Source organism: Myroides sp. TSA_177.3, from assembly GCF_052691955.1.
In genome coordinates this window covers 134974-149884 of record NZ_JBQZGD010000004.1, presented here as the reverse complement: position 1 = coordinate 149884, position 14911 = coordinate 134974, and the positions used below count along the sequence as shown (strand labels likewise).

Here is a 14911-nt window from a genome sequence, read left to right as displayed (position 1 = left end):
TCTTCTTGTTCTAAATAACCATGCTTTATTTATTTGATGTCTCCTGCTGATTAGCAAATGACGCTTGTGTCTTGAGTGCCCATTCTTTGCCCCATTTAGGATAAAAAGGCACTTCACTTTTTTGTTGGTCAAATTGTACTATCGCTTTATTCAATAAGCCCATACAGTATGTTGTATCTACCTTCATAAATTTAGAACTATTTAAATAAAAACTAGCTAAACTATAAAGGGCTCTAGGATTAGCAGGGTTTAACTCCAACGCCTTTTCATACGCTTTGATAATTACTCCACTTTGTTTCATTCCTTTATTCATTGGGTCCGTCATAAGATCCAGCGTTTCATTCATTCCTTGCAATACATACCATTCCTCACCCCCTTGAGCCAACCATCGTTCAATTACAAGGCGATTGTTCATTACCTTTTCTTCTACCGCTTCGTCTTGAGGGTTCTGAAATCCTTGGGTTATTGCAATAAACACTTGGTAATAGGCCGGAATCCAATCCTCTGGGTTAGCATCTGCAATTCGCTCTAAAATAGCTAAAGCGCCTTGACTATTTCCGCCTTGCCATTCTTGCATGGCTTTTTGCATTCCCTTCTCATAAGTTGTCTGCCCAAAAGACATCAAACTACAGCAACTAAAAATTAAAAGTAAAACCTTTTTCATAAAAATAAATTTAAGATGTAAAATAAATTCGATTGGTGGTGGAGATCCTTGCAAGTTGAATCGTTCGTCCACTAATTCGTTGTTATAGATTTTCTATTTGATTTGCTTTCTTATCTGCGCTAATTGTCCACATAAACCCTACATAGATAAATCGCTTTGCCGAAGGTTGAACCAAATCGGGTTGCCCTCCTTTTGCATTGAATTGGTATGCATAAGTCGGATTGCGTCCTAATAAATTATCCACAGATACAAAAATGATCTTTTGCGCTTGTAACACATAGGCCCAACTCATGCTTACATTGTGAATGGGACTACTGGCATACGATGCCGTTAAGCTTGCATCTCCGCTGTAAAAAAGACGTGGTGAACTATAGTTATATGTCATGCTTACTTGAGACTTCCAAGCATCTATCCAATACTTTGTTACCACAGCGAGATTGTGCTTGGTTACATAAGACGGCTGTCCCCACTCCCTTCTTTGCATTTCCTTTCTCTGAGAATCCAAATAGGTATAGGTAATCCAATAATTGAAGTTTTTAAACGTGATATTATCTTTCCAAAAAATATCAAATCCTTTAGCATATCCCGTTCCATCTTGCGTGTAAGCAGCTGTTCCAGTTGATGACGTCAATAATAGCTTGTGATAGTCTTTATAAAAGACTTCTGCTCTCAATACCCGCTTTCTAAAAGTATAGGTGTAATTTAAGATGTAGTGATGGGCTTGCATCCAATCCTCTTGTTCGATATAACGCATTTGTTCTGCATTCAACGCTTGATGAAAGATACCATAAGAGAAAGAGATTTGTTGCTTGGGATTAACTTGATACGTCAACATGGTTCGAGGTTCAATCACCCCTTTCGAAATTGAATTTGCCTTATTGATGCGTACTCCTGCTCTCCAAGTTAAATCAGAACTGATACGCCATTGATTTTCGAAAAACAAAGCAAATTGATTTGTTTGTATTTTGTCCTGCTTTTTTAGCTGTTTCATCCCTTGAACAAAATCCACTTGGCCCACTTGGATATCCATACCCCCTATGGATTGCAAACGTCCACTCCATTGATAAGACAACTTGATCTTTTGATTGAGATTCCAACGTTCGCTATGGAGGTAACCTTCATTTTGTTCACCTCTATTCTTGGAATATCCAACCCCTGTGCCAATATCCAATCGCATAAAAGGAGAGAGTTTCTTAAAATACAAACTATTTACATCGATTGTATTCGCTTGAAGGGCAAGCGTATCCACGCGATAACTTGGTTTTACCGTTTGCTCATATGCCATTGTCGTATAATCCGCTGCCGCATACAGCATATATCCACCCTCTTGAATCGCTCGTTTATATACTATCTCACCTGAACTTGTGGAAAATGGCTTTTTACTTTTGTATCGCTGTTTAACCACAGCCGTATAAGCACCTAAATTGAGGTAATTCAAATGATAGGATAATGAATTTTTCTTCCATTGGCGCGTTTCTCCAAAACTCGCTCCAACTGTTGATATTGATATATCTTTACGCGAAGGATCAATATCTTCCGCAATATCTAGTTGCAAAATTCCCGATAACGCATCTCCAAATTCTGCACTGTATCCTCCAGCTGAGAAAGACATTCCTTTAAACAGAAAAGGGTTAAATTTTGAACGCACAGGCATATTACCGACAGCAGCTGTATAGGGTTGAGCGACCTTAATGCCATTCACATAAATAGCACTTTCATCTGCTTTTCCACCGCGGATTAATAATCGCCCATCTTCCCCATTAACTTGAGCACCTGGTAAAGTACTCAAAGCTCCTATGATATTACCTGGACTCCCAGCTGTACTCACTACATCCATAGCCGTAAAAACAAGAGCTTCTGTTCGTCCTCTTTTAGCACTCCCAACTGCTTTTATTACAATCTCCCCCAATACATCTTCCCCTTGCTCCATAACAAATTCATACACCTCCTTTTGTTGAAATTGAACAGGAACAGTTAAACTACGGTAGTGTGGATGTTTCAATTTCAATACCCCTTCCACAAGACTATCTTCTACTTCAAATGAAAAATACCCCTGTGCATCAGACAGTGCTCCATCAAAACTTCCTTCTAAGTATACATTCACCTGTTCAATCGGCTTATTTTTCTTGTCTCGTACAATTCCTGATAGTTGCCTATGTTGAGCCTGTATTGTAAACCAACCTAAAACCAGCAACAAACCAAACAGTGTTTTCATCTTTTTTCTATTCTGAATTACAATGCAAACGTAGTTTACAACCAATCCTTCCCCAAAAAAGGATGCGTGAACGGTATATTTAAATGCGCGAACGGTAAACTAGGGGTATCCAAACACCGTACAACAGTTATTCATCCCCTTTTTTACTTTTTACTTACCTTCCTTTACCTTCGAATTTATATTTGATTAATGAATGAACTGAGTTGAAATATTTGAGTATCATAACCATCTCTCTCCTACTTGATTTCTATGTCTACCATCTATATGGTATTTTACTTTTCTTTTGCTATAAAACCAATCTTCACTTTTTATTTTTACCTTTAATTCTATTCAAATATTGACTATGAAAAAAATACTAAACAATACCATCATTCGATTGCTGCTCGGAGTTATTGTAGGGCTATTAATTGGAGGCTACTTAAATGATACGCTCCTACAGATTATTCTATCGATGCGTCATATTTTAGGGCAACTCATCTTGTTTTTGGTTCCCCTCATTATCCTAGGATTTGTTGTATCATCCATTACCAAACTCAATAAGGACTCGGTTAAGATTATCAGTTTTTCTGTTTTAATTGCCTACCTATCGAGTATAGGAGCTGGTTTTTTTAGCTCAACATTGGGTTATGAACTAATTCCTCGATTAGAAATCGCGAATTCTGCTAACGATTTAAAGGAACTTCCGGCAATGCTTTTCAAGTTAGATATTCCGCCTGTATTTGGTGTAATGACTTCCTTGACGTTAGCTTTAATGATTGGTATTGGTATACTTTGGACAGAGGCTAAACCTTTAGAAAAGGCTTTTGACCAGTTTAAGGATATTGTCTTGCTGTTAGTCAATCGCGTGTTGATTCCCATCCTGCCTTTTTACATCATGAGTAATTTTGCTCTACTTAGTTATGAAGGGTCGATTCAATCGCAACTTCCTGTATTCTTAACTGTGATTCTAATTGTTATTGTTGCTCATTTTGTCTGGTTAGCGGTACTCTATACAATTGCGGGGATTTACAGTAAAAAGAACCCATGGGAAGTTCTAAAGCATTATGGTCCGGCTTATCTAACCGCTGTAGGAACGATGTCTTCAGCAGCTACATTAGGGGTAGCCTTACATTCTGCACATCAAAGTAAAGTACTTCGTCCTTCTATTACGAACTTTACTATTCCTTTCTTTTCCAATATTCACTTATGCGGTTCTGTACTAACGGAGGTGTTTTTTGTGATGACCGTTTCTCAAGTATTATACGGTACGATGCCTGATCTTGGTACCATGATTCTCTTTATTTTGTTATTGGGAATTTTTGCCATCGGTGCTCCTGGGGTTCCTGGTGGTACAGTTATGGCATCTTTGGGAATTATCAGTTCTGTACTTGGTTTTGACGATGCTGGAATTGCCTTGACCTTAACCATTTTTGCTTTACAAGATAGTTTTGGTACGGCTTGTAATATAACGGGAGATGGCGCTTTGAGTTTAATGGTTACGAAGTTCAGTGAAGGCAAATCTGAAAATATAACTGAAGAAGCGGTCTAGATCCAATGAATTTTGAACAAATACACATAAAAAAAGGTCAACCCAACGGTTGACCTTTTTTAATTTATCTATAAGAAACTACTCTTTTAAAATATTTCTAGAAATCACTAGTTTTTGAATTTCTGTTGTTCCTTCTCCAATTGTACATAATTTAGAGTCACGGAAGAATTTCTCTACTGGGAAATCTTTTGTATATCCGTATCCACCGTGGATTTGGATTGCATCTGTAGAAACTTTCACACAAACCTCAGAAGCATACATTTTAGCCATAGCTCCTAATTTTGTCATTGGTTTATTGTTGTTTTTCAAGAAAGCTGCTTTGTGTAATAACAATTCAGATGCTTCGATTTCTGTAGCCATATCTGCTAATTTGAATCCGATTGCTTGGAAATCGCTAATTGGTTTTCCAAACTGCACTCTTTCTTTTGAATACTTTAATGCTGCTTCATAAGCTCCTTTAGCAATTCCTAAAGATAAAGCTCCAATTGAGATACGACCACCATCCAACACTTTCATCGCTTGGATAAATCCTTCGCCAACTTCTCCTAAACGGTTTGCATCTGAAATACGACAGTTGTCAAAAATCAACTCTGCTGTTTCTGAAGCGCGCATTCCCAATTTATTTTCTTTTCTACCACTAGAGAATCCTGGTGTTCCTTTTTCAATAACGAAAGCAGTCATTCCACGTGAATCTCCTTTTTCTCCTGTACGAGCAATTACAACTGCTACGTTTCCAGAAATTGCGTGTGTAATAAAGTTTTTCGCTCCATTTAACACCCAGTGATCTCCATCTTTTACTGCTGTTGTATTCATTCCTCCAGCATCAGATCCTGTATTGTGCTCTGTTAATCCCCAAGCACCAATCCACTCTGCTGTAGCTAATTTTGGCAACCATTTTTTCTTTTGCTCCTCGTTACCAAACGTCAAAATATGATTGGTACATAATGAATTATGAGCAGCAACTGATAAACCAATTGATGAATCTACTTTTGATATTTCTTCTACAATTGTAATATATTCATGATAATTAAGTCCTGATCCTCCGTATTCTTCTGGAACAAGCACTCCCATATATCCCATTTCTCCTAATTTCTTAAATAAATCAACTGGAAAAATCTGCGCTTCATCCCATTCCATAATATATGGACGAATATTTTGTTCTGCAAAATCTCTAATAGACTCAGCAATCATTGCTTGAGTTTCATTGTATTCAAAATTCATGGTTGTTTAATTTAATTCCTAATTTCCAAATATAAACTAATTATATGAATCTTGTCAAGTGGAATTTTTTCAATTTCTTTTAATTGTTCTTTATTAACGAAATCTCCGTGTAAACTTCTATATTTAATGATCTCTCTTGCGAGATAATAATTTAAATAAGGTATATTTTTCAAATCATTTACAGTTGCATTATTCAAATCAATTGGTGTAATCGAAGGGGAAGAAAGGACTGCATATTGTTGTAAAAGCGAAGCAATTACTTGTTCCGATAATCCATAGACAAATTTTAGCTGATCGATGTGAACATAACCACCCCATTTGGTGCGATCATCAATAATTCGCTTGGACAATGCGGGTCCAATACCATAAATCTCTTGCAATGTTTCTATCGTTGCGCGATTGATATCTTGCATAACTATTGGTTTAGTCTTCTCTTTGGGTTTACCTGCTAATTCTCGTGTATCGTTGGTTGTTGAAGTGTATTTCCGTCGATTTCCAAAGACAAAATAACGGCTATATTTTGCAAGCCAGGCATCAGAAACACCTGTTACTTCTTGAAACTCTTGACTGGAATTGACATAATGATTCGCCGTTCGATACGCAAACAAACGATCTAATTCTTCTAAGGTTAATTCGAGTATATATCCTTTATAATCGGTAAGGTAATTCGGGTTAAAAGGATAAATGGTATCTTTCTTTGCTGTTTGTAGCAGACGCAAGCTATCTATCTCCTTTTGAATCCTATGATGCCCTTCAACTAAACTCACTTCTCTTCCTCTATTGCGTGGTTGGTGGTCATACCAATACAACAACAATTGTACAGCAAAAAAGACGATTAATAAAGCGATGAACCCTCGCTTTTGGGATTGGGTATAATAATACCAATGATAAAAGTATTTGTTCCATTTCATACGACATGTATACATGTGTATTACTTCACAAAGATTGGGTCTACTTCACTTGAATTACAGATCAAAAACAGAGCTTCGTTTGGTATAAACTAGATCTTTCAAGCGCACTACAAAAGCTAACGTGAGATAAAGTGCAAAAGCCAACCCTAAAGTAAAAAAGGAAAGATAAATAAAAAAGAGGCGAATATTGGAAACGCGAATCCCCAAGCGATCTCCCAAACGGGTAGATACTTTGAATCCGTGTTTTTCCAAAAAATAACGCAAATTATTAATCATCTTCTAACTTCTTTGTCGTAATACAAATTTAGTTCTTTTTATTTAAAATTGCTAAGCCAACCGCGCAAGACAAACATTTATTCATCACACAATAGTTTTTGTTTAAATGAATCATGGCTTGTGAATCAAAAGCGCTTTCTAAACTCACACCTTCCTTCTGAAATAAAGTCGTAATTGCATTGGACTCCATTTTGAGTTGCCAGCTCATTTCAATAATGCGTTCCACATCCTCTATACTTCCTTTGTGGCATGCAAATACATATTGCATCGGAATGATTGTATTGAGCAGCACTAGTTCTTGAAAGGTATTGGACAACCGCTTTGTGGTACGCTTTCCTTCTTTTCCAAACATATAGTGTTCTTGCCAATACGGGCTAACATCTGCTTGGAGCATCTGTTTTAACTCTTTACTATCTCGCGCTTGAAGCAATACGGCAAAATTGTATTTCTGATGGTAAAACCAATACGCTAATTGTGCTAAACGAATGGTGGGAAAGTTGATTGGGCGAAGTTTAAAGAAGTGGAGTTCTTTTGCATTGCGCTCTTGTAATTGATATTTCTGTTGATAAAATTTCCATCGTTTCACTAGATCCCAATAATAGCGATCTAGTATTTCTTCTTGGTCTTCTTTTAAAAAACCTGCCATTCCAAAGAGCAAGGCTTCAATATGGAGTAACTCATCCCCTTCCTTAAGCAAAATTTGAATAGGCAACGCTTTTGCTATGGATAAGAAAGCATCTCCATTGATATTTAATCCAAAATTTTTAGCCAAGAAACACCATAGCACCTGATTCCAATCATTGGTTGTTTCCTGTAAAAGCAACTGTATTTTTATGGCTTTATCTTCCAAGCGTTCTACATACAAAGTTTCTTTCCACTTGAGCCAAGCAATAGGAGATAAACTGTCTTTTACAAGTGATTGACAGTTAATGGTTGACTTGGGAGTGAAAAGACGCTCTCGCTGATTTAATATGGAAGGTTGTACATAAGTAGCCACAACAAGAGTAGGAATTTCTTCTCCTCTCGAATTAAACACTGGAGTATCGTATTCCCAGACTACATGTAAAATCACATTATCGTATCGACTATCTTGTTCATGGTGATGACGGAACCAATCCGATGATTGCAAGTGAATTTCAACATTCCCTGCCCACACTTGTCCTTCAATTGACACTTGTGCGTTAAAAAAATCGGGACCTGCTAAGGTAGACCACTGTCCAGGGTAGATCACCCTAATTTCTTGCCTTTGTATTGTCTGCAAGCATGGCGTGGTAAACAATTGCTTCTCCCAAACATATTGTACAAAAGCTTCTTTCATTATCGTCTGTTTTGTTGGTTGGTAATACAACAGCAACAAAAACCTAACCAAAGCGCGTACTTGGAATAAAAAAAGGTTGACCTGCTGGTCAACCTTACTCTATTTTAACTAAAGAAGTTCCAAACTAAACCAAATCTAAACGTAAAGTCTTTATAGGGATAATTGGGTGCGGTGTAATATTTATATCCAGACATACTCGCATTAAAATGCTCTAGGATTAAATAAATACGCGCTGTACGCACTTTCATATCAATAAAGAAATCGAAGACTGGATAATCCCCTATTTTCACTTTGTCTTGTACATAGAAATCTCCAATTACAGGATTGTAATCATTCCCGTAGAATTTACTGAAATAGGTAAATGTAATTCCCGTTTGAAATTTCAATGCTTTATCAAATAAAGCTCCTCTGTAGTACAAGGTATTACGTGTTAGCAATTTGGGTACATTGAGGATATTATCTTCTTGATCTACTTCTTGATACAAGATGGTATTATCCAATCCGAATCGTCCAAATTTAATCTCTTTGGATGCTTGTAGTGATAAGAAGTTAATTGTTTTACCATATTGTTTAGGTGTAATCAACAATTGCTTGGCTATACCAAAATCATTGTACACCGGATTGTCATTGGAGAAATACAACTTATCTTTAATCACTTGATAACTTCCTTCAAGCGTTACCCAAGGGGTTGTCAAGGTTGCATCAAATTGGTTGATTTTTTCATTATTAAAACTATTGTTCCAATTGTAATGTAAATAATCACTTTGATACAAATAGTAATTTAAATTCCCCATGCGGCTCAACTTTTGATAGCCCGCTTGTAATCCAATATTATCTGCTAAGGCATAATCGATATTCGCTTGGATATTACTTGTATTATCGTTTCCTAATGAATTATAGACCAATAAAAAGGCGTTCCAATTTTCTTTTTTATAGGTATACTTTCCTCCTATTAGCGTCATGTTTTTTTCTAGTAGGTTCGGAATGAATCCTCCATTGATATTCGCTACACTGTTATATTGATAATTGTATTTATAAAAATCAGCATATACTTCCACTCTTCCTAAAAGGCCTGATTGGAAAGCTGCTCCCACTTTATTAGATAATGTATAATACTTTGTTTTATTGGAAATCGTAGATTTAAAAGAAGCACCGAATCGATCTTTTTGGGTATAGGTACTATTTAAATCCTTCTGATAATATTCAAAGAATTTATCTTCATAAGTAAATTCATGCGTCAATAAAATCCCATTAGCCAATGAACTATTCAACTGATATTCGTGGTGTAAAAACAATCGTTTTCCCTTCAAAAGCGATTCTCCATCACGGAAGTACACATTGAGGCGTTCGCGTTTGTTATAAGGTTTCTCACTTGTTTCAAATAAATCTAAGTCTGTAATTCCTCCATTTTCCTGGTTCAAGATATCTTGAGCGACAAAGTGAGTAAACAACACATATCGTTTATTTGGGGAATAATAACTTCCTCCAATGCGGAAATTCCCTGTAGAAGACAACTGACTCATATACTTTCCTAAAGAACGCATTCCTTTATATGCCAAAAACATATTCAGGTGTTCACTAGTATTCAACGTAATGAATGCATCTAAACTCTGTCCTTGCTTCATCACTGTTTTATAATACAATTCTGTACGTGGTGTTGGACTTGAGTGGTACGTGATGTCCTCGGCTTTCATGTAATTGAAGTGTTTGGCTTCAAAACCAAAACCAGGGAGAACATTATTTACTTTTTGACTGTATTTTAAGGTAGCATAGGTTTGTCCTTCATTGGCAAACGGCAATAAACCAAAATTATCTTTGCGTAGATAATTAAACTTATAATAACTTTTTAAAGTAAGGGCAGTATCCACAGCAATCGTATCACGTAGGATCGTAATGATCTTATAATCCTTGATGGGAGCAATAGAATCTTTCTTTACTTTTTCTCTTAAACTTCTTGGTTCTTTATTTTCTTCTTGTGGATTTTGGTTGTTTTGATTACCAAAATTATTATAAGGGTCATTTGGATCTCCAAAATTCGTTGTATTACCACGATCCAGTCTCGTTGGTTGAAACTGAGCATGAGCTAAGAAACCAAAGCTCAGGAAACAGAAAACCAAGTAAAGATACTTTCGCATAAAATTCTAAATTTAAGCAAAGGTAAATTTATTTTTATTATAATGATGGTAATGAGTCAATTTAAGGCAATAAAAAAGGAGTATGTAAAAACATACTCCTTTTAGTTTATAATTAGATACGATTAATATCCTTCATTTTGTGGAATACCACTTGCATTAATTTCAGATTGAGGAATTGGGAAAGCTAATATATCTTCACCATATGTAAAGGTTCCATAAATATTAGTTATTGGTAAATGAAAACGCATTAAATCTTCAAAACCGAATCCTTCAAATAACAACTCTTTTTGTCTTTCAATACGAATATCATCTAAAGTATAGGTTGTCAAATCAGTAAATGTTGTTAGACGATTTTTCTTAAGTAAATTTAAGTATTCTAATCCCTCTGGTGTTGCTCCATTAGTTATACGAAAATCTGCTTCAATAAAAATCAACACTAATTCTTCATAACGCATTAATTTCAAATTAGACGCCATTTTAGGATACTTTCCTACGTTACGTAACTCGTTTGCTCTAATAGCAATCATATCTCTATCAGCACGAATATCATTTGCTGGAATCGTTTCAATAACTTTACCCTCTCCATCTAAAATATCTTTTGGAGCATCCACACCAAATAAATCTTCAACTTTAAAATTCACTAAAATATCGCCATAACCATCTTTTTCTTCTGCGTAAACATAAAATAAAGAGTCTGTACCTGGATTATCTACCCCTGATTGTTTTAGTTCAAAAATTGAATTTGCTTGTGCATCATCCGCTGAGTATGAACTTACATAAGCAAAGCGTCCTAGTATATTTGAATTACTATTGTCCATTGCTTGTTGAGCATTTTCTTTTGCAACAAGTAAGTCAGCATTATCCCAGTTAGAAAAGAATAACGCTACTCTAGCTTTTAATCCATAGGCTGCGGCTAAAGAAATCTTAACCTTATCTTGACTATTTGCCTCTGTTAAAAGAGCAATCCCTTTATCAAAATCAGCATAAATATCTGCTCTATTTGCAGCTACTGTCCCACGTGTAACTTTAGCATCAATGGCAGCATACTTTGTAATATACGGAATACCCAATCCATCTAGTCCCTTGTTATTTACATATTGCTGACCATAGATACGCAATGCATCGTAATGTGCTAATGCTCGTAAAACATATGCTTGTCCTTTTAAATTTTTTATTGATGCATCTTCAGTTACATTTGCTTCTATCGCACGATTTGTTTCAGAAATTACCAAATAAATTTGTTGCCATGTATCTGCAACATATCTCGCAGAAGTTGTCAATCCGAAAGATGACACATTTCCTAGGCGATTACTTCTCCCATCAGAGTAAGCATTTTCTGATCTAACATCAGAATAAGCAATTATGTTATTTCCATAATATTTAGCATCAGCCATTAAAGCGTATGTACCTATAATACTCGCTTGTAATTCTTCTTCGGTAGATATAGGTGTTTTACCATAATCTATATTTTCTGATAATTTTGGATCTAATGAACATGATGCTAAAGAAATACTTGCTATAGCAACAAAAATTCCAATTTGTTTAAGTGTTCTTTTCATCGTAATTAAAATTTAACGTTAAGAGAGAATACTACTGATTTCAACGGAGGGGAAGCTAGTTCGATATTTCCTGTTGCATTCACTTCTGGATCATATTTTAAACGCCCATCTTTCACCCATGTCAATGGATTTAAAGCTGAGACAGATAAATTAATTCCATCTACACCAATTGATTTAGCAGCCTGTTTAGTAAAATTATATCCAAAAGTAATTTGTCTCAAACGGATGTGATCTCCATCATATAAAAATCTTGATGATGGTTGTGTATAATTATTATTCACATCTCTTTCACCTGAAAAAGTCAACTTTGGAACATCTGTTATATCACCAGGCTTTTGCCAACGATCTAACAACTCACTATTTGCATTATAAGAATATAAGGATGTATTTGTAGTTTCATGTGTAATTTGAGACCATATATCATATACTTTATATCCTGTTGCAAACGTGAATAAGGCATCTAAATAAAATCCTTTAAAATCAACATGCGTATTAAATCCTCCTGATACCTTTGGCAAACCACTAGCACCTTGGAAGCGCTTTTCGGCTTTTCCATATACGTTCGTTTTTGTACCATCTGCTGCATACCATTGAGCAGCACCAGTTTGTGGATCCACCCCTGCATAAGTTGGCATATACCATTCGTTGATTAATCGCCCTTCTTTATCTGCTGTATAAGATTTAATTGCCGTTGGCATTTCAGTTAATCTATTACGCACAGTTCCAACATTCGCACCAATAGACCAGTTAAAATCTTTTGAACGAATAATCTCAACATTTAATTCAGCCTCAACCCCGCTATTTTCTAATTTCCCTTGGTTAATCCACTTTTGAGAAAATCCTGAAGTCATTGATAATGGCAAACTATACAACAAGTCTTTAGTTTTACTTTGGTAATAAGCAAAACTACCCGTAATACGATTATCAATAAATCCAAATTCTAATCCAAAATCGAGTTTATTCTGTTTCTCCCATCCTAACTCTCCTCCAATTTGTGTACTAATCAATCCCGCTTCATTATTATATGCAGCTTTAGCTAATAAGTGTTGATACATATTAGCATTAATAGAAGAGTTTCCAGTGGAACCATAAGACCCTCTTAAGCGCAATGTACTAATTGCATTAGAATCTAATAAGAAATCTTCTTGGTGGATATTCCACGCAGCACCAACTGCCCAGAATGTTCCCCAACGATCTTTACTTGAAAAACGAGAAGAACCTTCCTGTCTGATTGTTAAATCAACTAAATACTTATTTGCATAGGAATAATTCACCAATCCTAAATAACTCAATTGCATCCAATCATAGTATTCAGAGTCAGCTGTATAATTAGCAGCCGATCCACCTAAAGTAGTTAACCCCGGAGGTAAAACCTGTCCGGAACCAGAAAGTCTATTGAATTTATTTTTTTGATACTCCATTAAAGCTTTTACGTCAAAACGATGATTCTCTCCTAAGTAAAAGTTATAGTTTAATGAATTTTGCCATACATAATTGAATACTCTACGATCTGACTGAGCTGTTGATCCTCCTGTAGCTCTTCCATCACCATGTACTGGATTATAATATGATTGAAAATTTGCCAAGGTATAATCTAAACCAATTGCAGACTCAAACTTTAAATTATCTAAAATTTTATATCCAATTGCATTATTTGAAATAACTCGTGTAAAATCGTTTTGATTCAAATTTTGATTTGTTGTGTACAAAATATTTGGTAATCCACCTAATCTTGCATTAGCAATATTATATGACCCATCTTCATTATAAGGTGCAGCCCAAGGATTCATGAACATAGAGGATAAGTTTGGATTACTAAAAAATGCTCCTCCTTCTAAGATTCCGTTTTGTTTGATATTAGAAACATTTGCTCCTAGTCTAATATCAATTTTATCGCTCAGGTTACGTGTAAAATTAAAGGATCCAGTTACCCTCCTAAAATCCGTTCCGATTACAACACCTTCAGATTTTTCATGTCCGATAGAAGCCATATAAGTACCTTTCTCATCTCCTCCATTTACAGAAAAGTTTAAACTTGACATGGGTGCATTTTTCACTTTTACCATTTCTGACCAATCATAATTCTGCATTCCATTATCTCTCCAATACATAAACAAATCATAACGATCCATCACATCCTCCGTCTCATAATTATCAATCACCCATTGTTTAGTAATTCCTGCCTCTTCACCACCTAAAGTATTGTAAAGTGCCTCAACCCACAAATCTCCTTTTTCTCTTGATGACAAGAAACGAGGTCCTTTTACTGCTTTGTTTTGGAATCCAATTGATGATCTAAAGCTATAGCTTGGTTCTCCTCTTTTTCCTTTTTTCGTCGTAATTAAAATTACCCCATTCGATCCACGAGCACCATACACAGAAGTAGCTCCAGCATCTTTTAAAACTGTCATCGACTCAATATCTTCAGGATTAATTGCTGCTAATGGCGATAAACTCGTTACATCATCGCTATCAGCCAAATTTGAGTTAATAACAGGAATACCATCAATAACGTACAACGGCTCATTTGTTGCAGAAACAGAATTACGTCCACGAATACGGATATTTTGTGTTGCTCCTGGAGACCCTGAAGTAGTAGCCATTTGTAAACCCGCAACACGCCCTTGTAAAGCTTGGTCTGCAGAAACAACTGGTGTACCTGCAATTACTTCCCCTTTTACAGCAACAACGTTACCTGTAACTTCGTTTTTAGTCTTTACTTGACCGTAAGCTAATACTACAACTTCATCCAGCTCACTCCCTTCTGCATGAAGCGCAGCATTAAACACATTGGCATTTCCAACCGTATGTTTCACTTCTTTCATTCCAATAAAAGAAAACACAAGTACTTGTCCTGGTTTTGCTTTTAAGGAATATTTACCATCTAAATCGGTTTGTGTACCCAATTGAGTTCCTTGAATCACTACCGTCACCCCTGGTAGTGGCATACCATCTTCTGTAACCACTCCAGACAGTGTTTTCTCTTGTGCAAATCCTACTTGTACCAGTAAGATCAACATGCACGTGTACATCCACTTAATCTTTGATCTCATTCTAAAAAATTGATTAGTTAGTTAAACAAAC

10 protein-coding genes are annotated in these 14911 nt (G+C 35.8%); 1 reads left to right on the top strand and 9 read right to left on the bottom strand.

The features are described 5' to 3' along the window. Positions 1 to 25: 25 nt before the first annotated feature. Positions 26 to 664 carry a tetratricopeptide repeat protein gene (locus ACUTSE_RS06120; protein WP_445639589.1) on the bottom strand — a complete coding sequence of 213 codons (639 nt, stop codon included), beginning with the start codon at positions 662 to 664 and terminating at the stop codon, positions 26 to 28. An 82-nt stretch (positions 665 to 746) separates the two neighbouring features. Beyond that, positions 747 to 2879, bottom strand: a complete 2133-nt coding sequence (locus tag ACUTSE_RS06115) for a TonB-dependent receptor (RefSeq protein WP_445639588.1) — start codon at positions 2877 to 2879, stop codon at positions 747 to 749. A gap of 343 nt (positions 2880 to 3222) precedes the next feature. Here ACUTSE_RS06115 and ACUTSE_RS06110 point away from each other — a divergent pair, with 343 nt between their 5' ends. Next, on the top strand, positions 3223 to 4407 hold the full coding sequence (locus ACUTSE_RS06110; RefSeq protein WP_002987581.1) for a dicarboxylate/amino acid:cation symporter: 1185 nt from the start codon (positions 3223 to 3225) through the stop codon (positions 4405 to 4407). Positions 4408 to 4485: 78 nt separating this feature from the next. On the opposite strand, the gene ACUTSE_RS06105 is transcribed toward ACUTSE_RS06110, so the two are convergent. The 7 genes from ACUTSE_RS06105 to ACUTSE_RS06075 all read right to left on the bottom strand — a co-directional run bounded on the left by ACUTSE_RS06105 (position 4486) and on the right by ACUTSE_RS06075 (position 14880). Next, positions 4486 to 5628 carry an acyl-CoA dehydrogenase family protein gene (locus tag ACUTSE_RS06105; RefSeq protein ID WP_002987583.1) on the bottom strand — a complete coding sequence of 381 codons (1143 nt, stop codon included), beginning with the start codon at positions 5626 to 5628 and terminating at the stop codon, positions 4486 to 4488. An 11-nt stretch (positions 5629 to 5639) separates the two neighbouring features. Beyond that, positions 5640 to 6539, bottom strand: a complete 900-nt coding sequence (locus tag ACUTSE_RS06100; protein ID WP_445639587.1) for a ComEA family DNA-binding protein — start codon at positions 6537 to 6539, stop codon at positions 5640 to 5642. Between the two features lie 54 nt (positions 6540 to 6593). Next, complete coding sequence (locus ACUTSE_RS06095; protein ID WP_002987586.1) at positions 6594 to 6815, bottom strand: hypothetical protein; 222 nt, start codon at positions 6813 to 6815, stop codon at positions 6594 to 6596. A 28-nt stretch (positions 6816 to 6843) separates the two neighbouring features. After that, positions 6844 to 8133: a DUF2851 family protein gene (locus ACUTSE_RS06090; protein ID WP_445639586.1), complete on the bottom strand. Its 1290-nt coding sequence runs from the start codon at positions 8131 to 8133 to the stop codon at positions 6844 to 6846. Between the two features lie 104 nt (positions 8134 to 8237). Then, entirely contained in the window at positions 8238 to 10268 is a 2031-nt protein-coding gene (locus ACUTSE_RS06085) for a putative porin (RefSeq protein ID WP_445639585.1), read from the bottom strand. A 122-nt stretch (positions 10269 to 10390) separates the two neighbouring features. Next, complete coding sequence (locus ACUTSE_RS06080; RefSeq protein ID WP_445639584.1) at positions 10391 to 11827, bottom strand: RagB/SusD family nutrient uptake outer membrane protein; 1437 nt, start codon at positions 11825 to 11827, stop codon at positions 10391 to 10393. A 5-nt stretch (positions 11828 to 11832) separates the two neighbouring features. Then, positions 11833 to 14880, bottom strand: coding sequence for a SusC/RagA family TonB-linked outer membrane protein (locus ACUTSE_RS06075; RefSeq protein ID WP_445639583.1), 3048 nt, complete (start codon positions 14878 to 14880; stop codon positions 11833 to 11835). Positions 14881 to 14911 lie beyond the last annotated feature (31 nt).

What these genes read in the sequence shown, in the direction of transcription:
- ACUTSE_RS06120 (WP_445639589.1), bottom strand. Translation starts at nt 664, where the DNA reads ATGAAAAAGGTTTTACTTTTAATTTTTAGTTGCTGTAGTTTGATGTCT.
- ACUTSE_RS06115 (WP_445639588.1), bottom strand. Translation starts at nt 2,879, where the DNA reads ATGAAAACACTGTTTGGTTTGTTGCTGGTTTTAGGTTGGTTTACAATA.
- ACUTSE_RS06110 (WP_002987581.1), top strand. Translation starts at nt 3,223, where the DNA reads ATGAAAAAAATACTAAACAATACCATCATTCGATTGCTGCTCGGAGTT.
- ACUTSE_RS06105 (WP_002987583.1), bottom strand. Translation starts at nt 5,628, where the DNA reads ATGAATTTTGAATACAATGAAACTCAAGCAATGATTGCTGAGTCTATT.
- ACUTSE_RS06100 (WP_445639587.1), bottom strand. Translation starts at nt 6,539, where the DNA reads ATGAAATGGAACAAATACTTTTATCATTGGTATTATTATACCCAATCC.
- ACUTSE_RS06095 (WP_002987586.1), bottom strand. Translation starts at nt 6,815, where the DNA reads ATGATTAATAATTTGCGTTATTTTTTGGAAAAACACGGATTCAAAGTA.
- ACUTSE_RS06090 (WP_445639586.1), bottom strand. Translation starts at nt 8,133, where the DNA reads ATGAAAGAAGCTTTTGTACAATATGTTTGGGAGAAGCAATTGTTTACC.
- ACUTSE_RS06085 (WP_445639585.1), bottom strand. Translation starts at nt 10,268, where the DNA reads ATGCGAAAGTATCTTTACTTGGTTTTCTGTTTCCTGAGCTTTGGTTTC.
- ACUTSE_RS06080 (WP_445639584.1), bottom strand. Translation starts at nt 11,827, where the DNA reads ATGAAAAGAACACTTAAACAAATTGGAATTTTTGTTGCTATAGCAAGT.
- ACUTSE_RS06075 (WP_445639583.1), bottom strand. Translation starts at nt 14,880, where the DNA reads ATGAGATCAAAGATTAAGTGGATGTACACGTGCATGTTGATCTTACTG.